The organism is Streptococcus sp. HMSC077F03 (genome assembly GCF_001812375.1).
Taxonomy (GTDB): domain Bacteria; phylum Bacillota; class Bacilli; order Lactobacillales; family Streptococcaceae; genus Streptococcus; species Streptococcus oralis_S.
Map to the genome: position 1 here is coordinate 272,185 of NZ_KV808793.1, position 18,506 is coordinate 290,690.

Sequence of the window (18,506 nt, forward strand, 5' to 3'; positions counted from 1 at the left end):
GGCTTTATAGTTTTAGACTATAAAGAATGTGAAAATAATCTAGTCAAGAAAGAAATTATCAATTTCAGACAAATCATGGAGAATTTTATTATCTTCAATTTCTAAACTTTCTGCCATCTCAATAGAGTACTCAAACCTAAGTTTAGTATTTATTGACAAATCAAACGAATATGCTTGTATTTCGCCCAATTTTTTATACTTTTCTATAATTTCGTTGTAAATGACAAGATAATTTTCGTCTAAAGTTTTTATGTAACTATTCAGATTTTCTTTGTAATCTTGAATTATCCTTTGTTCTCTTTCATTTAATATTCCCTTACCTATCTCCCAAATTATTGAAGTAGATATTGAACCAACTACAGAACCAAGAACAGGTATTGGAATCATGATCTGACCAATACAAGCACCAATTGTTGCAAAGGAAGCATCCATTACATTTAATGTCAAAAGATTCATAAATTCATCTTGGGTTATTTCTGTAGATCTATACTTTAGAATAATGTCTATCGTTCCATAAGTTGCCATAACTAAAGCACTAGCATTTGGAGCACTAATACCAAAGACATTTGTTAATCCGTAAATGGAATAACCAGATATTGCCCCCTTTACAACTCCTTCAGCTGTGTCCAATCCACAATCTAACCAATCTGATTGTTCGAATTCAAAAATACTTTTTCCTTCTTTGTATTTCCCATACACAGTCGACATTAATGCTAAACCACCCTGTAAAAAAGCTGCGTTTCTTGCAACCTTGTTAGCTTCTTTTAAATTTGGTAATGCATGTTTTTGGGCCACTAATCTTTTTTTATTTAATTCTTCTTGTTTTAGTCTGACTGTTTTACGAATATTCTTCTCTTCAGAATCTATAAGAGAATGAATTGAATTTTTTTGAGCGTCTTTATAATCTAGAGCAGAGGATTTCATCCAATATTTGTATGAAGTAAGTCCCTTGCTTTCAGTGATATCATTAATCATTTGGCATATATCCGTAATTTGTTTAATGGATAATCTCTTGCCATTCACTTCAACTTCTTTTGCTCCAGCCATTATTTTTTCAAATACTTGAACGTGATCTTTTGGAAACATCATTTTCATTTTTGAACTGTAATGAAACGATTGAGCTAGTTCATCACGTAAATTACCATAAAACTTCATTTGAATGGTATTTCTACCAATTAATAAATCGGCTGGTCCATTATCATTCAATACTTCGACAATAGGATTTAACCCTTCAATGGCTCTCCTCGCATTTACAATCCCTGCTTCTGCAAATTCAGCGATAAAGCCGTGACCACCATAATCTCCTCCACGCTTCTTTAAAATAACGTCTTCAATATTGTCTCTCGTATAGTTTAAAATCTTTGAGGCATTGTCCTTGTTTAAGATGACTCTGCGTGCTTCATCCTCTATGATTTTCATAGCATTATGTAAATCTTGAATTCTCAAGTTATTTAAACAATTGACATATGCACCAATACCTTGGTTAAAAGCTTGATTAATAATCTGGTTACTCATTTATTCTAATTTCCTTATTTACCATAGCAGTCAATGATAGAGTTGAATTCACTAAAGCACCTGCTTGATATTTTTCGTCATCAGTAAATAAGCTATAGTCCATTCCAGTTAAAGATAAATTGGCTAAATAAATTCCTTCTGTTTGTTTTTCAGTTAGTTCTATTAATTCCGTAACTTCTATTACTTTTTCTTTAAGTTGTCTAGCCAACAATTCTACCTTTTTCTGTTCCTCTATAGCCTCTTTTGCAACTTCTTCATTTTTCCTATTAGCTACTACACCAGCGCCAACAGAAGCGGTCAACATAGCGCCTGCAATTCCCCAACCGACAGGACCAGCCAATGCCAAAAATGCGTTACCGGCTGCCACTCCACCGCCACCAGCTGCTACACTTCCACCACCTAACCAAGCCAGAGCGGCGCTATTTGCTGCAGCACCTGTCAAACTTGAAATTGCAGTACCTGTTGATGCAACACCAAATGTAGTTGCAACACCCATAGCGGCAGTAGGCCCTAAAGTTGCAACTGTTACTCCTAATGCGCTAAGTGAAGCCGTAGCCGCTGTGCTACCACTTGCTAATTCAGCTTCCTTAATTGACTGTGAAATAGCAATTTGCTTATCTTCAAAATTCTGAATTTCAACATCAATTGCTTCTAATTTTGTTTCAAACTCTTTTGGTTTATTTGCTAGTTTGTTAATTCTTTCTTCAACAATTTTTACAACTTTGATAGCTTTATCCCTAACCTGATAAAGCTCTATTGATTTATTAGCCAAGCTATCAGCTTCCTCATTATAACAACTAATAGCTTCATTATATCCATCAACAGCTTCTTGTCTTAGTTTAGAATTAAAAAGGTCTACCGATTCAATTTGTTCTTTTGTATTATTCGCTATTTTCCCAGCTTCGTTAAATGTTTCAGAAGTCACATTTGTTATCTGATGTGCTACATCTCCGGCAACTCCAACAGCTTTCACTGAGACATCTGAGACAACATTACCAACTTGGCTTGATACTTCACCTATAGTTTTTACAGATTCAGTAATAACTTCTCCAGTAAATTTACTCGCTTCATTTAAAGCTTCGCTAGTAGCAGAACCGACATCATTCAATACTTTACCAGCTTCCTTTGCAATGTTGTCTGCAAATTTAAAAAAATCCATAATAATACCCCTATTAATTTACTTAGATTCATTATCTTATTTATTACTATAAATGTCAATAATAATATATTTTTCTTTTAAATGCTTTCTTTGACTTGCATATCATTTTTGTGTACAATAGTGCTATGAAAATTTTAGTCACATCGGGCGGTACCAGTGAAGCTATTGATAGTGTCCGCTCTATTACTAACCATTCTACAGGTCGCTTGGGGAAAATCATCACAGAAACCTTGCTTGCTGCAGGGCATGAAGTTTGTTTGATAACGACAAAACGAGCTCTGAAGCCAGAAGCTCATCCCAACCTAAGCATTCGAGAAATTGATAATACCAACGACCTTCTAGTTGGGATGCAAGAACTTGTTAAGGAATATCAGGTCTTAATCCACTCAATGGCTGTGTCTGATTATACTCCTGTTTATATGACGGGGCTTGAGGAGGTTCAGGCTAGCTCCAATCTAGAAGAATTTTTAAGCAAGCAGAATCATCAAGCTAAGATTTCTTCAACTGATGAAGTTCAGGTTTTGTTCCTTAAAAAGACTCCAAAAATCATCTCTCTAGTCAAGGAATGGAATCCTGCTATTCATCTGATTGGTTTTAAACTGCTAGTTGATGTTACCGAAGACCATCTGGTTGACATTGCTAGAAAAAGTCTTATCAAGAACCAAGCAGACTTAATCATCGCAAATGACCTCACTCAAATTTCAGCAGATCAGCATCGCGCAATCTTTGTTGAGAATGATCATCTTCAAACTGTTCAAACCAAAGAGGAAATTGCAGAACTCCTCCTTGAAAAAATTCAAACCTATCATTCATAGAAAGGAAAGCCATGGCAAATATTCTCATTGCAGTGACAGGTTCCATTGCCTCCTATAAATCAGCTGACCTGGTCAGTTCTTTGAAAAAACAAGGCCATCATGTCACTGTCTTAATGACCGAGGCAGCGAGAGAGTTTATCCAGCCTTTGACACTACAGGTACTCTCACAGAATCCAGTTCACCTTGATGTCATGAAGGAACCCTATCCTGATCAAGTCAATCATATCGAACTAGGTAAAAGAACTGATCTTTTTATCGTTGTCCCTGCTACTGCTAATACCATTGCCAAACTTGCGCACGGTTTTGCGGATAACATGGTGACAAGCACAGCGCTTGCCCTACCAAGTCACATCCCTAAACTCTTAGCGCCAGCCATGAATACAAAAATGTATGACCATCCGGCAACCCAGGCTAATCTAAAAACATTAGAGACCTATGGTTATCAGATTATCTCTCCAAAGGAATCTCTACTAGCCTGTGGCGATCACGGCAAAGGCGCCCTAGCTGACCTGAATACTATATTAGAAAGAATAAAGGAAACCCTCGATGAACAAACGCTCTAACATTGCCCCAATTGCTATCTTTTTTGCAGTTATGCTCGTTATCCACTTTTTGAGCTCTCTCCTATTTAATCTTTTCCCATTTCCAATTAAACCAACTATCGTTCATATTCCAGTAATCATTGCTAGTATCATTTACGGCCCACGAGTTGGTGTTACACTTGGTTTCTTGATGGGACTGCTAAGCTTAACGGTAAACACGATTACCATCCTTCCAACCAGCTACCTCTTCTCACCATTCGTACCGAACGGAAACATCTATTCTGCGATTATTGCTATTGTCCCTCGCATTTTGATCGGTCTGACACCTTACTTGGTATATAAACTGATGAAAAATAAAACTGGGCTAATCCTAGCTGGTGCCCTTGGTTCCCTTACCAACACCGTCTTTGTCCTTGGGGGAATCTTCTTCCTTTTTGGAAATGTCTTCGACGGCAATATCCAAAAACTCCTAGCAACCGTTATTTCTACAAACTCAATTGCCGAGCTTGTCATTTCTGCTGTTCTAACAGTAGCAATTGTCCCACGTTTACAAACCTTGAAGAAATAAAAAATCAACTCCACTTTCATCCTGAAGGTGGAGTTTAGCATTTAAAACATAAGAAACATCAATAGAATATGAAAGCCAAAGCGCAGGAGCTGATACGAAAGAGGGGTAGGTTGCTGGCTTTTCTGGCTATCCAAGTATAGGGTTAGTGATAGAAAAACCAAACCAAATGCAATCACCAATCTGACGAAATAAGCAATTTCGAGTATTGCTGCCATCAAAAGAAAACCTAATAAAGGAAGGCTAAAAAGTGAAACAGCCAGGCCACTTGCTAATAGAGAGAGTAGCGAAAGGACCAATAAACTATAAACTATGAAACGAGTCCAACCTGAGACTACTTTCCCTTCACTTTTCTGTTTTGACATCATCACGATTACCACGATTAGGTAAACAAAAAGTATCATCACAATTTCTCCTCAGTTCCTATTATTCTTTACCACATTTTAACCAAATTTTCCTGAAAAATCAATAATGCTTCTTGACTTGATTGGTGATTTATTGTACTATACTTGTGTATATACAGATAAATGGAGGTTCTTATGAATATACGGAAAAAAACGCAGTTTATGACTATGACTGCCCTACTCACTGCAATAGCGATTTTGATTCCAATCATTATGCCTTTTAAAATCGTTATCCCACCGGCTTCTTACACCTTGGGAAGTCATATCCCCATCTTTATCGCCATGTTTCTTTCGCCTTTGATGGCTGCTTTTGTAATTATTGCTTCTAGTCTTGGTTTTCTGATGGCAGGCTATCCGCCTGTTATTGTACTTCGTGCCTTCTCTCACATTGTTTTTGGTACTTTGGGGGCTTTGTACTTAAAAAAATTCCCTGAAACCTTGGATAAACCAAAGGTGTCTTGGATTTTTAACTTTGTTTTGGGTGTTGTTCATGCTATCGCTGAAGTAATAGCTTGTATTATCTTCTATGCTACTTCAGGGACAAATGTTGAAAATATGTTTTATGTTCTCTTTGTCCTAGTTGGTTTTGGCACAATCGTCCATAGTATGGTAGACTATACATTAGCACTAGCTGTCTATAAAGTGCTTCGAAAACGTCGCTAAAAGGAAAAACTATGACAAAGGATCGCAAACAAGCTCTTCTCAAACTCTTAAAAGAGGCGCCAAAAGCTCTCAATGGTCAAACCTTGGCTGAGCACTTCCATGTTACGCGCCAGGTCATTGTACAGGACATCGCTATTCTCCGAGCAGATGGAGCTCCTATCCTATCCACCAATCGTGGTTATATCTACAAAGAAAATGATACCAGCCCCTACGTTCACAAACTCTTTAAAGTGAAACATGAACTGGAAGAAATCGGTCAGGAACTACTAGCCATTGTAGATAATGGCGGACGCGTTCAGAATACCTTGATTGACCATCCTGTTTATGGCGAAATTGAAACCCTACTCAAACTCACTTGCCGTCGAGATGTCCAGCACTTTCTAGAACAAGTCGAGAATTCAGACTTTAGACCCCTTTCTGAATTGACAGATGGCATTCATTACCACCTTGTTGAAGCCGAGACACAACAAGACCTCCACTATATCGAGGAGGCCTTGGATCAGTTAGGTTATTTAGTAAAAGACTAGAAAATTTCTTTCTCCCAGCCGTCCTCTGTACGGTGGCGATAGAAGAACTCAGACTTGTCAGGTGCTTCCATCATTTCCATCAGAGGCAACATATCATAGGCCAGATCCAAGTTTGGAATCTGGTCTTTTTGCACCCAAGATACTTCTCCTTCATCTGAAGATTGGAGATTCCCAGTAAACTCTGTCGCCTTATAACAAAAAACGATGTAACGCCCACCTGTATCTAAGGGCCAGTTTTTAATGCCGACTAGTTGTGGATTCTGAATGGTTAGACCTGTTTCTTCATAAATCTCACGAATGACAGACTCGGCAAAGGCCTCGCCATTCTCAACATGCCCTCCTGGAAAGGCATAGCCAGACCAGCGATTGTTTTCGGGTGAACGATACTGCATCACCACGCGCTGGGTTTCGAGGTCTTCAATCAGACAGATATTGGTTAAAATAGTTGCTTGGGAACGTGACATGGATTCACTCACTTTCTATTTGTTATTATTCATCTCGATATTTTACTTCTGCCTTCATGATAAAGGGATTGATCAATTCATGATGGTCATAAGTAGTACGGGCCAAAAAACCCCTAGCAATGATGATTTCCTTATCTTCTATGCGATAGTCTATATTGATAGGGATGGCTGGTTCCGAGATAACTGATAGAACAAAGAATGCTGCAAACCAAAGGTAAAATGTCACCAATCCACTAAATATTTGAAAAATAAGGTGATACCATTTAGCATCTCTTGTTCTATAAAAGATTCTCCAGGGATGGATTAGGAAGGTCAAACAAAGAATGAAAAACCAACTATTCCACAAAATCGGCGTAAAAGATAGTCCAAAAACCAACAACACCAAATGAAGAACCACAAAGGTCAGCAAAACCAAATAAAGTGTCTTAAACGAAATTAACTTAGTTAGATTTTCTTTTGTCATAATTTTTCCTCTTTTTATCATTATATTTCAAAATCACCATCAATATCGCTGGAATGATGAAAAAGATTAGATAGGTAGCAATTGGAAGCCAGATGTAGCGATAATCAACAGATAATAAGGAAGGAATTTTTTTAACATTTCTCCCTTTCACCCCAACAAGTAAGTGGAGGAGAAAAATAGGTCCATTTATGTATAGAAAAGTTTTTAAAAATCCTTGTACTGAAGCCATATTGATAAAACCATCTCTAAAAATACCTTGATAGAGTGTGTGCACCAAAAAGACAAAATTCATAATAATTGGCAAGACATAGGACATTTCTTGATATGGTTTCGGGATAAGTGACGTCCCGAACAACACATACATGATACCAAAAATAGATAATAATATTATACCACCATCCATAAAAGAAGCAATCTTTGAATGTCTTTCCAGCCACAATTGGACGTGAGCTACCAAAGAATACTTTTTATGGATTTTTCTCATTTTTCTGTCCTGTTGTTTGACCTTCTTTTGTCTCTTAATCTTTCGTTCCATTTACGCCTCCTTCTTCTCTTTTCTATCTGTATAATCAAAAGCAGGATGCCTAGCCCCAAGAAAAAGAAAAATAGATAACTTACAATAGGAAACCAGGCATAGGTCGGATCCATAGAAATTATAGGAGGGGAATTCGTTGTCTTGCGACGTCCTAGCCAATTCAGACTTACCAAGAGATGAAGGGGAAAAAGAAGACCATTGAACCCAATAAATATCCATGAAAAGTAACGCCATTTCTGAAGTTTATCACTACTAAAACGAAGGACTAGGATATAAGTTGATACAATCAGAAGGATAAGATTGAAACTTAAAGGGGAAAGATAATTTAAGTTTGGGAATGGAGAACTAATGAAAGAGACGGCGAGAAATGATACAAACATAGATCCAAATAATACACTCGTATCCAAAAGTTGACCAATCCTTCTGTGCCTTTCCAACCAAAGAGAAAACCTTTTAGTCCAAGAAGACTTTTCGTTTGTCTTGTACTTCATTTGTCTACTCATCTTCATTTTCATCTACTCCTTTTTTTGAACCTTTAGAGAGAAAGAAGATTGCCAGAGTTAACATCAAGACTAGAAGATAGACGACAATAGGAAACCAGATATAGGATGACTCCAGTGAAAACAAAGGTGACAGAACGACTCTTGCTCTTTTTCTCACACCAATCAGTTGAAAAATGAAGCTAAGGACATTGATATAAATAAAGGGTTCACAAAATCTTTTAAGGGTCCTTTCTTTTTCAGTTTTCACTGACAAAAAGAGAGCATAGAACCTATTACCCAAGATAAAAAAATTCAGTTGCAAGGGAAATAAGAGTTCTCTGTACCGAAAATCAGCTGGAAGGCTTTTGTTTTGTGATGTTGTAAATTCTATAACTAGGAACAAGATGATATAAAAGATAATATCAAACATAAATTTGACAAATCGATGCCCTTGTAACCAAAAACGAACAGAATCTAACCCTGATGACTTCTTATACTTCGTCTCTTTCAAATTCATAATAACTTCCCTCTATTTAAAATATATTTTAAAACGCGATTGTTTTTTCATTGCGTAATCTGAAAACAAAATCACAATTCTACCAGCATTTAACTCTCAGAATTTGATGATTTCTTACGTACCATTCTAATTTCAGTGATAGGTTTTCCAAGGTCAAGTATTTTTTCTTGCCCATCAAAAGTAAAACCCATTTTTTGATAGAAAGCAATGGCTCGCTTATTCTCTTTTAATACCCATAAAAATATTTCAGAGAACTGTTCAAGAGTCGTCAGAGCTTCCTTCATTAACTCCTGAGCAATACCTTTTCCGTAATAGTCTTTTAAAACATATAAGGCAATAATTTCACCAGCTTGAATAGTCTCGTCACGAAAGTTTCCATAACTGATAAAACCAACTACTTTCATACCATCTATCGCAATCAATGTATTTTCTGGATATTTTTGACTAAAGAATCGACATCTTTCTAATGTCATCGTCTCCTGAAATTCTGCAGGTAAAAGATCATCATAAGCCTCTCTCCACGTTTGCCAATGAACGAAGGATTTACCTTCTATCTCTTCAGGAGTTTCCATTTGTTTGATAGTTAGGTTCATTTATTTTACCCCATTCTTCTCTCAAAATACCATATTTAATACTTTCAAAATATTTGCCTTGGTAATAACGAACTTTTGGAATATGAGCTTCTTTTTTCATTCTTAATTTTTCAGTCAATTTCATCATACCAAAATTTCCTGACCAAGTTGTCAAACCAAGATGCTCCAACTCCAAGTAATCCTGAAATGTCCGATCTATCCACTGTAGCATAGCAACTTTTCCAATGCCAGAGTTCCAAAACTTGTTATCATAAATACAAATCCCCAATTCCATCCATCTTGTTTGTTTACATACCTAGTAGCGCGAAACAGTCCCAACTAATTTATCATCAACAAAAATACCAAGGCGATTTGAGTTGTTTAGAGTAGATTCTAATTTTTGTAGTTTAAATTCTTGAAAATTAGGAAAATGCTGATAATCATCATAATAGGGAGCATCATACTGTTTCCAAATTGGATTAGATTGTGAATAAGCAATTTCCCACAAAGACACCAAATCTTCTTCAATTAGTTTTCTTAAATAAACCATACTTTTTCCTAATCCAACGCCTTGACTTCCTCAGCTACTTTTTGTAGATATTTTTGTCTTGTAGAATTTGTATTCACCTCACGCCCTAATTCACCCAAAATTGAAACTTTCTTTGTTTTGATACCGCAATGATTCAGGACAGCATTCTTTAATACTGATATTCCATAACTGTCTGGGATATTGATAGGACCTGAAAATACTTTGTACCACCATGTTGGTGCCATGGATGTTGCGTAAATACTAGCTGTTTTTCCTTTTAGTAACTTTTTAAACTGCTGACCCCTTAAGTAGTTTAAAATAAAACTTCCTTGATTATTGGCAGAGTACGCAATTCCTGGCGTGAAAACACGATCGATCCAACCCTTCAATAAACTAGGCATACTACTCCACCAAATTGGATAAACAAAAATGAAATGATCTGCCCACTGAATTAATTCCTGAGAGCGAAGTATGAAGGGGTCCTCTTCCATCCGTTTTCGATAACCATAACGTAATACAGGATCAAAATCTATCTCATTTAGGTTAATAGATTCAAACTCATGATGATTTGAGTCAATATTTTTTACAATCGTTTGAAAAATTTCTTGACAGAAACTTCCCTTGTCAGGATGTCCATTGATCACTAAAATTTTCATTCGTTTTCTCCTATCTAATCCAACGCCTTCACTTCCAACATCATATCACGTATCTGAGCAGCCAGTTCAAAATCAAGCACTTCGACGGCTTCTTGCATTTGTTCTTCGAGTTTTTTGACGAGTTCCTTGCGCTCTTTTTTGTTGAGACTATTGATATCGACTTCCTTGTCCTCTTCTTTGGAAACTGCCTTGGTTACGGCGATTAGATCACGGATAAGTTCAGTAAAACTTAAGTTCTCAGTGAAGTGTATATTTTAATGCCTCTTGCTCCTATTTTAATAAGACAATAAAGTTTTAAGTCTGTTTAAGATTTTTAACACTCTTTATTAAAGTAAGAATATACGCCATTAATTTATTTCTAAAATACTCAATCATAGCGCCAGAAAAGAACAGGGCCAGTGTCATAACTAGAATCATAATGACAAAAATGGGAAATTCTTGTTCTTCAACTAAAGTATGGATGGTTGGTATAATTCTTCTAAAAATAAGAGGATGTACATGAAACAGATAAACCCCCAAAGTTAGTGGAGATATTAAAAGAACTATTCTCTTAAAAGTTAAGGGAATATCTTTAATATTCAAGAAGAGTAAAAATATTGCTATTCCTTGCAGTGTAACCGTAGGAGAAATATAACTTCTCCACTGTTCAAAACCAAGCCAGCACAATATAAAAGTTAAACTAGTTAGAAATAAAATGAATCCACTAACATTACGTATTTGAAAACGACTTTCGTAATTTGATTTTCTAATTATTGCTCCTATAGTGTACAAAAGAATCATCCATAATACACTATATCCACCCCACAAGCCCAGAATATCTTGTTTAAATACTGTAGGTATGACAGAAAAGTATATAAATGCTCCACTAACAATTGGAAGCAATTGTTCTTTTTTCAATGTCAACACTGCTTGATTCAAAAATGGTGCTATTAAGACTAAACCAAAATAGCAACTCATATACCAATACTGTCCATGACTTATTGGAGTTAAAGCTGAAAACCAATCACTTAAGTTAACAGATGTTTTTGAAAAAATAGCAAATACAAAAGTAATTGAAATAGTATAGAAAATAATCTGTACCCAAAAACTAAATATTTTTTTATAACTAAATTGTGAATAAAGACCGACATACCCACTGATTAAAATATAAATATTTACAGCTGAATATGAGAAAGCTTCTAAAAAATTGGCAAAAATATAGTAAAGATCTTTTTGACTATCAACTTTCTCCAAAATTCCTCCCATACCCAAAACATGTAAGTTGCAAATCATCAACATAGCGAAAATTCTACAACATTCAATGCCTATGTGTTTAGTTTTTTTTGCTGTCATATTATGTCTTTCTATATATTTCTATTTCTTTATAATTTTTTCAGTTTAACGCCTTCACTTCCAGCATCATATCGCGGATCTGAGCAGCCAGTTCAAAGTCAAGCACTTCGACGGCTTCTTGCATTTGTTTTTCGAGTTTCTTGACGAGTTCCTTACGTTCTTGTTTGTTGAGGCTATTGATATCGACTTCCTTGTCCTCTTCCTTAGCAACTGCCTTAGTTACAGCAATCAGGTCACGGATTTCTTTCTTGATTGTCTGAGGTACGATACCATGCTCTTCATTATAAGACATCTGGATTTTCCGACGACGAGCCGTTTCATCAATAGCACGTTGCATAGACTGGGTCACCGTGTCTGCATACATGATGACATGCCCTTCGCTATTGCGAGCAGCACGTCCAATGGTCTGAATCAATCCACGTTCGTTACGAAGGAAACCTTCCTTGTCAGCATCTAGAATAGCAACCAAGCTTACCTCAGGAACGTCAATCCCTTCGCGGAGCAGATTGATTCCGACCAAAACATCAAAAACACCCAAACGTAGGTCACGGATAATCTCCGTCCGCTCCAAGGTTTTGATATCCGAGTGCATATACTTGACCTTGATGCCCATTTCTTTGAAGTAGTCGGTCAAGTCTTCTGCCATCTTCTTGGTCAAGGTTGTGATAAAGGTTCGTTCATTCTTTTCAACACGGGCATTGATTTCACCTAGGAGGTCATCAATCTGTCCCATAGTTGGACGGACTTCCACTTCAGGATCCAAGAGCCCTGTTGGACGAATGATTTGCTCGATCACTGTCTCGGTCTGTTCATTTTCATAGTCACCTGGTGTCGCTGAAACGTATACAATCTGATGCACATGACTCTCAAACTCCTCCCGACGGAGAGGACGATTATCTAAGGCAGACGGCAAACGGAAACCATAATTGACCAACATTTCCTTACGAGAACGGTCTCCATTGTACATGCCCTTTATTTGCCCCATAGTCATGTGACTTTCATCAATCATAATCAAGAAATCTTCTGGGAAGAAGTCAAGAAGCGTATAAGGAGGCTCTCCTTCGCTACGACCATCCATGTGGCGGGAGTAGTTTTCGACACCGTTGGTATAACCCATCTCACGCAGCATTTCGATATCGTACTCTGTCCGCTGTTTCAAACGCTGAGCTTCTAGCAGTTTGCCTTCCTTTTCAAAGACAGCCAACTGCTCCTCCAACTCTGCCTGAATTTTCACAATCGCAACTTCCATGTGGTCGTCATTGGTCACAAAGTGAGTGGCAGGGAAAATCGCCAAATGATCCACTTCACCCAATACCTGACCTGTCAAAGCCTCAACCTCACGGATACGGTCAATCTCATCACCGAAAAACTCTACTCGAAAAGCGTGTTCATCACGAGAAGCTGGGAAAATCTCCACCACATCCCCGCGAACGCGAAATCTTCCCCGTTGGAAATCAATATCATTGCGTTCAAACTGAATATCAACCAAGTCATTCAAGAGTTTATCACGAGAAATCTCCAGACCTGGACGAAGACTAACAACACTATCAGAATATTCCTTGGGCGAACCCAAACCATAGATACAAGAGACAGAAGCTACGACGATGACATCGTTACGCTCCAGAAGAGTTGAAGTCGCTGAGTGTCGAAGCTTGTCAATCTCATCATTGACCGAGCTATCCTTCTCAATATAGGTATCGCTCGAAGGGACATAGGCCTCTGGTTGATAATAATCATAGTAGGATACGAAGTACTCGACTGCATTTTCAGGGAAAAATTCCTTGAACTCTCCATAGAGCTGCCCAGCTAGCGTTTTGTTATGGGCAATGACCAAAGTTGGTTTATTAACTTTGGAAATGACCTGACTCATGGTATAGGTCTTCCCTGTACCCGTCGCCCCCATCAAAATTTGGGCCTTCTCTCCACCTTCGATATTGTCAACCAACTGCTCAATCGCTTGGGGTTGATCTCCTGAAGGTTGGTATTTTGATACTAGTTTAAATTTATTATCTGTAATTCTATTAATCATGATTGCCTCATCTGCATTTTTCTATCCTTCTATTTTACCATAAATTTACTTTTCAGACTCTACTCTAGGTTGATAAGAGTGAGTATTTCATGTTACATTTCCTTACATAAAATCCATAAAATTTGCCTTTTCATTCATTTTCTGATATAATGGGAAAATATTCGGAAAAGGAGACTAAAAATGAAGAAAAAAATACTAGCATGTTTGCTCATTTTATTTCCCATTTTCTCACTAGGTATGGCAAAAGCTGATACTGTTAAGATTGTGTCTGATACAGCTTACGCACCTTTTGAGTTTAAAGATTCAGATCAAACCTATAAAGGAATTGATGTTGATATTATCAATAAAGTCGCAGAAATCAAAGGATGGAACATCCAAATGTCTTATCCTGGCTTTGATGCAGCTGTAAATGCAGTGCAGTCAGGTCAAGCGGATGCCATTATGGCAGGTATGACAAAAACAAAAGAACGTGAAAATGTCTTTACCATGTCTGATACCTATTATGATACAAAAGTTGTCATTGCTACCACAAAGGCAAATAAAATCACCAAATATGAGGAACTTAGCGGAAAAACAGTTGGAGTTAAGAACGGAACTGCTGCTCAACGTTTCCTCGAAAGTATCAAAGATAAATACGGTTTCTCTATTAAAACCTTTGATACAGGTGATTTGATGAATAACAGTCTAAGTGCTGGTGCTGTAAATGCCATCATGGATGATAAACCTGTTATCGAATATGCGATTAACCAAGGACAAGATCTCAGCATCAATATGGATGGTGAGGCTGTTGGAAGCTTTGCCTTTGGTGTCAAGAAAGGGAGCAAGTATGAACACTTGGTTACCGAGTTTAACGAAGCCCTAGCACAAATGAAGAAGGATGGTAGCTTGGAGCAAATCATCCAAAAATGGACAGCTTCTAAAACTACGGCAAGCCCAACGACAACTACTGCTGCTGGACAAAAAGCTACTCCCGTGAAAAGCAAGTACATTATTGCCAGCGACTCATCTTTCGCCCCATTCGTCTTTCAAAATTCAAGCAATCAATACACCGGTATTGATATGGACCTTATCAAGGCCATTGCCAAAGATCAAGGTTTTGAAATTGAGATTACCAATCCAGGATTTGATGCAGCCATTAGTGCTGTTCAAGCTGGACAAGCAGATGGTATCATTGCTGGTATGTCTGTAACAGATGCTCGTAAGGAAACCTTCGACTTCTCAGAATCATACTACACAGCAAATACGATTCTCGGTGTGAAAGAATCAAGCACAATTGCTTCTTATGAAGACCTCAAGGATAAAACTGTCGGTGTTAAAAACGGAACTGCTTCTCAAACATTCCTTACTGAAAACCAAAGCAAATACGGCTATAAGATTAAAACCTTTGCAGATGGCGCATCAATGTATGACAGTCTAAATACTGGATCTATTGATGCCGTGATGGATGATGAGCCAGTTCTCAAATATTCTATCAGCCAAGGGCAAAAATTGAAAACTCCAATCGCTGGAACTCCAATCGGTGAAACAGCCTTTGCAGTTAAGAAGGGTAGCAATCCAGAATTGATCCAGATGTTCAATAACGGACTTGCGAATCTTAAAGCTAGCGGAGAATTCCAAAAAATTCTTGACAAGTATCTAGCTAGTGAAACTTCAACTGACTCTACAAGTACGGTTGACGAAACAACTATCTGGGGCTTGCTTCAAAACAACTACAAACAACTCCTTAGCGGACTTGGAATCACTCTTGCTCTTGCACTTATTTCATTTGCAATCGCCATTGTCATCGGTATTATCTTCGGTATGTTTAGCGTTAGCCCATACAAATCTCTTCGTCTGATCTCTGAGATTTTCGTTGACGTTATTCGAGGTATTCCCTTGATGATTCTTGCAGCCTTCATCTTCTGGGGGATTCCAAACTTCATCGAGTCCATTACAGGCCATCAAAGTCCAATTAACGACTTTGTAGCTGGTACCATAGCCCTCTCACTCAATGCTGCTGCTTATATCGCTGAAATTGTTCGTGGTGGGATTCAAGCTGTTCCAGTTGGACAAATGGAAGCCAGCCGCAGTCTTGGTATCTCTTATGGAAAAACCATGCGTAAGATTATCTTGCCACAAGCGACTAAATTGATGTTGCCAAACTTTGTCAACCAATTCGTTATCGCTCTTAAAGATACAACCATTGTATCTGCTATCGGTTTGGTGGAACTTTTCCAAACTGGTAAGATTATCATCGCCCGTAACTACCAAAGTTTCAAGATGTATGCAATCCTTGCTATCTTCTATCTTGTAATTATCACGCTTTTGACTAGACTAGCGAAACGCTTAGAAAAGAGGATTCGTTAATGGCAAAACTAAAAATTGATGTAAATGATTTGCATAAGTATTATGGAAAAAATGAAGTCTTAAAAGGCATTACTACTAAATTCTATGAAGGAGATGTTGTCTGTATCATCGGTCCTTCTGGTTCTGGTAAATCCACTTTCCTCCGTAGCCTTAACCTTCTCGAGGAGGTAACGAGTGGTCACATCACTGTGAATGGTTATGATTTGACTGACAAATCAACCAATGTCGACCATGTTCGCGAAAATGTTGGAATGGTCTTCCAACATTTCAACCTCTTCCCTCACATGTCCGTCCTAGAAAATATCACTTTTGCTCCTATTGAACACAAACGAATGACCAAAGAAGAAGCTGAAAAATTGGGGATGGAGTTGCTGGAGAAAGTCGGTCTTGCAGACAAAGCTAATGCTAACCCAGATAGCCTTTCAGGTGGTCAGAAACAGCGTGTAGCTATCGCTCGTGGACTTGCCATGAATCCTGATATCATGCTCTTTGATGAGCCAACTTCCGCTCTTGACCCTGAAATGGTTGGAGATGTACTGAATGTTATGAAGGAATTGGCAGAACAAGGCATGACCATGATTATCGTAACCCATGAGATGGGATTTGCTCGTCAGGTTGCCAACCGCGTTATCTTTACGGCTGATGGTGAGTTCCTAGAAGACGGAACACCTGACCAAATCTTTGATAACCCTCAACACCCTCGTCTAAAAGAGTTCTTGGACAAGGTCTTAAATGTATAAAACAAAACTGTAAGGTTCTCCTTACAGTTTTTTAATTGCGTATTGGATTTTTGATTTTTTTGAAAATTATGATAAAATAAAAGCTATGACAATGAGAAAATCTCATCCCTAGTCCAACTAGGAAAAAATATAGAAATTAGGTAGCTAGATGTCATCAAAGGTTATTGTTACAATTTTCGGTGCGAGTGGAGATTTAGCTAAACGCAAACTCTACCCTTCCCTTTTCAGACTCTATAAATCAGGCAATCTCTCTGAACATTTTGCAGTTATCGGAACAGCTCGTAGACCTTGGAGTAAGGAATATTTTGAATCTGTAGTTGTCGAATCCATCCTTGATTTGGCAGATAGTACCGAGCAAGCCCAAGAATTTGCTAGCCACTTCTACTATCAAAGCCATGATGTGAACGATACGGAACATTACATTGCTTTGCGCCAATTACAAGCTGAGCTTAACGAAAAATACCAAGCTGAACACAATAAGCTCTTCTTCTTGTCTATGGCACCTCAGTTCTTTGGAACTATTGCCAAGCACCTCAAATCTGAAAACATTGTCGATGGTAAAGGTTTTGAGCGCTTGATCGTTGAGAAACCATTTGGTACAGACTACGAAACAGCAAGCAAACTCAATGAAGATCTCCTTGCGGCCTTTGATGAGGAGCAAATCTACCGTATCGACCATTACCTAGGTAAAGAGATGATTCAGAGTATCTTTGCTGTTCGTTTTGCCAACATGATCTTTGAGAATGTTTGGAATCGCGAACACATCGATAATGTTCAGATTACCTTTGCGGAACGTTTGGGTGTAGAAGAACGCGGTGGCTACTACGATCAATCTGGTGCCCTTCGTGATATGGTGCAAAACCATACTCTCCAACTTCTCTCTCTTCTAGCCATGGACAAACCAGCTAGCTTTACAAAGGATGAGATTCGTGCTGAAAAGATAAAGGTCTTTAAAAACCTCTATCATCCAACTGAGGAAGAATTGAAAGAACAGTTTATCCGTGGTCAGTACCGCTCTGGTAAAATCGATGGTATGAAATACATTTCCTATCGAAGCGAGCCAAATGTCGATCCTGAATCTACAACAGAAACCTTTGCATCTGGCGCCTTCTTTGTAGATAGCGATCGTTTCCGTGGTGTTCCCTTTTTCTTCCGTACAGGGAAACGCCTGACCGAAAAAGGAACTCACGTCAATATCGTCTTTAAGCAAATGGACTCTATCTTTGGAGAACCATTAGCACCAAATATCTTGACCATCTATATCCAACCAACTGAAGGATTCTCTCTTAGCTTAAATGGGAAACAAGTCGGTGAAGAATTTAACCTAGCTCCAAGCTCTCTGGATTACCGTACAGATGCTACTGCTACGGGAGCCTCACCAGACCCATACGAGAAATTAATCTACGATGTTTTGAACAACAACTCAACCAATTTTAGCCACTGGGATGAGGTAAGTGCTTCTTGGAAATTGATTGACCGTATCGAAGAGCTCTGGGCAGAAAACGGAGCTCCACTCTACGATTATAAAGCTGGAAGCATGGGGCCACAAGCTAGCTTTGAATTACTTGAGAAGTATGGAGCTAAATGGACCTGGCAACCAGATATCGCCTATCGTGAAGATGGCCGTTTAGAATAGCAAAAATATCCTGCA

General features: G+C 38.1%; 19 protein-coding genes and 2 pseudogenes. 8 read left to right on the forward strand and 13 right to left on the reverse strand.

Annotation, left to right across the window (positions count from 1 at the left end; genetic code table 11):
* Window positions 1–39: 39 nt before the first annotated feature.
* Both HMPREF2853_RS06540 and HMPREF2853_RS06545 read right to left on the reverse strand, forming a co-directional pair.
* Window positions 40–1,515: a hypothetical protein gene (locus HMPREF2853_RS06540; protein WP_070535364.1), complete on the reverse strand. Its 1,476-nt coding sequence runs from the start codon at window positions 1,513–1,515 to the stop codon at window positions 40–42.
* Entirely contained in the window at window positions 1,508–2,674 is a 1,167-nt protein-coding gene (locus HMPREF2853_RS06545; protein WP_000345295.1) for a hypothetical protein, read from the reverse strand. The genes HMPREF2853_RS06540 and HMPREF2853_RS06545 overlap by 8 nt, the downstream gene beginning before the upstream one ends.
* Window positions 2,675–2,799: 125 nt before the next feature.
* On the opposite strand from HMPREF2853_RS06545, the gene coaB reads away from it, so the two are divergent.
* Genes coaB through HMPREF2853_RS06560 form a run of 3 tightly spaced genes read left to right on the forward strand, consistent with a single transcriptional unit; the run spans window position 2,800 to window position 4,599 of the window.
* Window positions 2,800–3,489: a phosphopantothenate--cysteine ligase gene (gene coaB / locus HMPREF2853_RS06550; RefSeq protein ID WP_070535367.1), complete on the forward strand. Its 690-nt coding sequence runs from the start codon at window positions 2,800–2,802 to the stop codon at window positions 3,487–3,489.
* Window positions 3,490–3,500: 11 nt separating this feature from the next.
* Complete coding sequence (coaC, locus tag HMPREF2853_RS06555) at window positions 3,501–4,052, forward strand: phosphopantothenoylcysteine decarboxylase (RefSeq protein WP_009730209.1); 552 nt, start codon at window positions 3,501–3,503, stop codon at window positions 4,050–4,052.
* The gene (locus HMPREF2853_RS06560; protein WP_001042720.1) at window positions 4,036–4,599 is read left to right on the forward strand and encodes an ECF transporter S component; all 564 of its coding nucleotides are present in this window, start codon (window positions 4,036–4,038) and stop codon (window positions 4,597–4,599) included. The genes coaC and HMPREF2853_RS06560 overlap by 17 nt, the downstream gene beginning before the upstream one ends.
* Before the next feature lie 41 nt (window positions 4,600–4,640).
* Here the strand turns inward: HMPREF2853_RS06560 and HMPREF2853_RS06565 are convergent, their stop codons facing one another.
* Window positions 4,641–5,000: a hypothetical protein gene (locus HMPREF2853_RS06565; RefSeq protein WP_000600205.1), complete on the reverse strand. Its 360-nt coding sequence runs from the start codon at window positions 4,998–5,000 to the stop codon at window positions 4,641–4,643.
* Window positions 5,001–5,135: 135 nt separating this feature from the next.
* On the opposite strand from HMPREF2853_RS06565, the gene HMPREF2853_RS06570 reads away from it, so the two are divergent.
* Both HMPREF2853_RS06570 and HMPREF2853_RS06575 read left to right on the forward strand, forming a co-directional pair.
* Window positions 5,136–5,663, forward strand: a complete 528-nt coding sequence (locus HMPREF2853_RS06570) for an ECF transporter S component (RefSeq protein ID WP_001026214.1) — start codon at window positions 5,136–5,138, stop codon at window positions 5,661–5,663.
* 11 nt (window positions 5,664–5,674) lie between these two features.
* Window positions 5,675–6,190, forward strand: coding sequence for a transcription repressor NadR (locus HMPREF2853_RS06575; RefSeq protein ID WP_000159162.1), 516 nt, complete (start codon window positions 5,675–5,677; stop codon window positions 6,188–6,190).
* On the opposite strand, the gene HMPREF2853_RS06580 is transcribed toward HMPREF2853_RS06575, so the two are convergent.
* The 10 genes and pseudogenes from HMPREF2853_RS06580 to uvrB form a co-directional block, all read right to left on the reverse strand.
* Window positions 6,187–6,654: an 8-oxo-dGTP diphosphatase gene (locus HMPREF2853_RS06580; protein WP_000091500.1), complete on the reverse strand. Its 468-nt coding sequence runs from the start codon at window positions 6,652–6,654 to the stop codon at window positions 6,187–6,189. The two genes, HMPREF2853_RS06575 and HMPREF2853_RS06580, sit on opposite strands and share 4 nt — an antisense overlap.
* A 25-nt stretch (window positions 6,655–6,679) precedes the next feature.
* Window positions 6,680–7,117, reverse strand: coding sequence for a hypothetical protein (locus HMPREF2853_RS06585; RefSeq protein WP_000159694.1), 438 nt, complete (start codon window positions 7,115–7,117; stop codon window positions 6,680–6,682).
* The gene (locus HMPREF2853_RS06590; protein WP_000439991.1) at window positions 7,095–7,652 is read right to left on the reverse strand and encodes a hypothetical protein; all 558 of its coding nucleotides are present in this window, start codon (window positions 7,650–7,652) and stop codon (window positions 7,095–7,097) included. Before HMPREF2853_RS06590 ends, HMPREF2853_RS06585 begins: the two co-directional genes overlap by 23 nt.
* Window positions 7,653–8,147: 495 nt before the next feature.
* Window positions 8,148–8,651, reverse strand: a complete 504-nt coding sequence (locus tag HMPREF2853_RS06600; protein WP_001049397.1) for a hypothetical protein — start codon at window positions 8,649–8,651, stop codon at window positions 8,148–8,150.
* A gap of 89 nt (window positions 8,652–8,740) precedes the next feature.
* Window positions 8,741–9,244 carry a GNAT family N-acetyltransferase gene (locus HMPREF2853_RS06605; protein WP_001054580.1) on the reverse strand — a complete coding sequence of 168 codons (504 nt, stop codon included), beginning with the start codon at window positions 9,242–9,244 and terminating at the stop codon, window positions 8,741–8,743.
* Window positions 9,210–9,773 (reverse strand): annotated as a pseudogene (locus tag HMPREF2853_RS06610) (GNAT family N-acetyltransferase). The gene HMPREF2853_RS06605 and the pseudogene HMPREF2853_RS06610 overlap by 35 nt, the downstream one beginning before the upstream one ends.
* Window positions 9,774–9,781: 8 nt before the next feature.
* Window positions 9,782–10,408, reverse strand: a complete 627-nt coding sequence (locus tag HMPREF2853_RS06615) for an NAD(P)H-dependent oxidoreductase (protein ID WP_000699276.1) — start codon at window positions 10,406–10,408, stop codon at window positions 9,782–9,784.
* Window positions 10,409–10,422: 14 nt separating this feature from the next.
* A pseudogene (locus tag HMPREF2853_RS10190) lies at window positions 10,423–10,623 on the reverse strand (UvrB/UvrC motif-containing protein); the annotation flags it as partial.
* A gap of 79 nt (window positions 10,624–10,702) precedes the next feature.
* Entirely contained in the window at window positions 10,703–11,740 is a 1,038-nt protein-coding gene (locus HMPREF2853_RS06620) for an acyltransferase (protein ID WP_000125532.1), read from the reverse strand.
* A 40-nt stretch (window positions 11,741–11,780) separates the two neighbouring features.
* Window positions 11,781–13,769 (reverse strand): excinuclease ABC subunit UvrB, encoded by a 1,989-nt coding sequence (gene uvrB / locus HMPREF2853_RS06625; RefSeq protein WP_070535371.1) that lies wholly within the window; start codon window positions 13,767–13,769, stop codon window positions 11,781–11,783.
* Window positions 13,770–13,949: 180 nt separating this feature from the next.
* On the opposite strand from uvrB, the gene HMPREF2853_RS06630 reads away from it, so the two are divergent.
* The 3 genes from HMPREF2853_RS06630 (at window position 13,950) to zwf (ending at window position 18,491) form a co-directional block, all read left to right on the forward strand.
* Window positions 13,950–16,115: an ABC transporter substrate-binding protein/permease gene (locus HMPREF2853_RS06630; protein WP_070535373.1), complete on the forward strand. Its 2,166-nt coding sequence runs from the start codon at window positions 13,950–13,952 to the stop codon at window positions 16,113–16,115.
* Window positions 16,115–16,855, forward strand: a complete 741-nt coding sequence (locus tag HMPREF2853_RS06635) for an amino acid ABC transporter ATP-binding protein (RefSeq protein WP_007516801.1) — start codon at window positions 16,115–16,117, stop codon at window positions 16,853–16,855. The genes HMPREF2853_RS06630 and HMPREF2853_RS06635 overlap by 1 nt, the downstream gene beginning before the upstream one ends.
* Before the next feature lie 148 nt (window positions 16,856–17,003).
* Window positions 17,004–18,491: a glucose-6-phosphate dehydrogenase gene (gene zwf, locus HMPREF2853_RS06640; protein WP_070535375.1), complete on the forward strand. Its 1,488-nt coding sequence runs from the start codon at window positions 17,004–17,006 to the stop codon at window positions 18,489–18,491.
* Window positions 18,492–18,506 lie beyond the last annotated feature (15 nt).

Bases quoted from the DNA above. Each gene is read 5' to 3' on its own strand.
- HMPREF2853_RS06540 (WP_070535364.1), bottom strand. From the start codon at position 1,515: ATGAGTAACCAGATTATTAATCAAGCTTTTAACCAAGGTATTGGTGCA.
- HMPREF2853_RS06545 (WP_000345295.1), bottom strand. From the start codon at position 2,674: ATGGATTTTTTTAAATTTGCAGACAACATTGCAAAGGAAGCTGGTAAA.
- coaB (WP_070535367.1), top strand. From the start codon at position 2,800: ATGAAAATTTTAGTCACATCGGGCGGTACCAGTGAAGCTATTGATAGT.
- coaC (WP_009730209.1), top strand. From the start codon at position 3,501: ATGGCAAATATTCTCATTGCAGTGACAGGTTCCATTGCCTCCTATAAA.
- HMPREF2853_RS06560 (WP_001042720.1), top strand. From the start codon at position 4,036: ATGAACAAACGCTCTAACATTGCCCCAATTGCTATCTTTTTTGCAGTT.
- HMPREF2853_RS06565 (WP_000600205.1), bottom strand. From the start codon at position 5,000: ATGATACTTTTTGTTTACCTAATCGTGGTAATCGTGATGATGTCAAAA.
- HMPREF2853_RS06570 (WP_001026214.1), top strand. From the start codon at position 5,136: ATGAATATACGGAAAAAAACGCAGTTTATGACTATGACTGCCCTACTC.
- HMPREF2853_RS06575 (WP_000159162.1), top strand. From the start codon at position 5,675: ATGACAAAGGATCGCAAACAAGCTCTTCTCAAACTCTTAAAAGAGGCG.
- HMPREF2853_RS06580 (WP_000091500.1), bottom strand. From the start codon at position 6,654: ATGTCACGTTCCCAAGCAACTATTTTAACCAATATCTGTCTGATTGAA.
- HMPREF2853_RS06585 (WP_000159694.1), bottom strand. From the start codon at position 7,117: ATGACAAAAGAAAATCTAACTAAGTTAATTTCGTTTAAGACACTTTAT.
- HMPREF2853_RS06590 (WP_000439991.1), bottom strand. From the start codon at position 7,652: ATGGAACGAAAGATTAAGAGACAAAAGAAGGTCAAACAACAGGACAGA.
- HMPREF2853_RS06600 (WP_001049397.1), bottom strand. From the start codon at position 8,651: ATGAATTTGAAAGAGACGAAGTATAAGAAGTCATCAGGGTTAGATTCT.
- HMPREF2853_RS06605 (WP_001054580.1), bottom strand. From the start codon at position 9,244: ATGAACCTAACTATCAAACAAATGGAAACTCCTGAAGAGATAGAAGGT.
- HMPREF2853_RS06615 (WP_000699276.1), bottom strand. From the start codon at position 10,408: ATGAAAATTTTAGTGATCAATGGACATCCTGACAAGGGAAGTTTCTGT.
- HMPREF2853_RS06620 (WP_000125532.1), bottom strand. From the start codon at position 11,740: ATGACAGCAAAAAAAACTAAACACATAGGCATTGAATGTTGTAGAATT.
- uvrB (WP_070535371.1), bottom strand. From the start codon at position 13,769: ATGATTAATAGAATTACAGATAATAAATTTAAACTAGTATCAAAATAC.
- HMPREF2853_RS06630 (WP_070535373.1), top strand. From the start codon at position 13,950: ATGAAGAAAAAAATACTAGCATGTTTGCTCATTTTATTTCCCATTTTC.
- HMPREF2853_RS06635 (WP_007516801.1), top strand. From the start codon at position 16,115: ATGGCAAAACTAAAAATTGATGTAAATGATTTGCATAAGTATTATGGA.
- zwf (WP_070535375.1), top strand. From the start codon at position 17,004: ATGTCATCAAAGGTTATTGTTACAATTTTCGGTGCGAGTGGAGATTTA.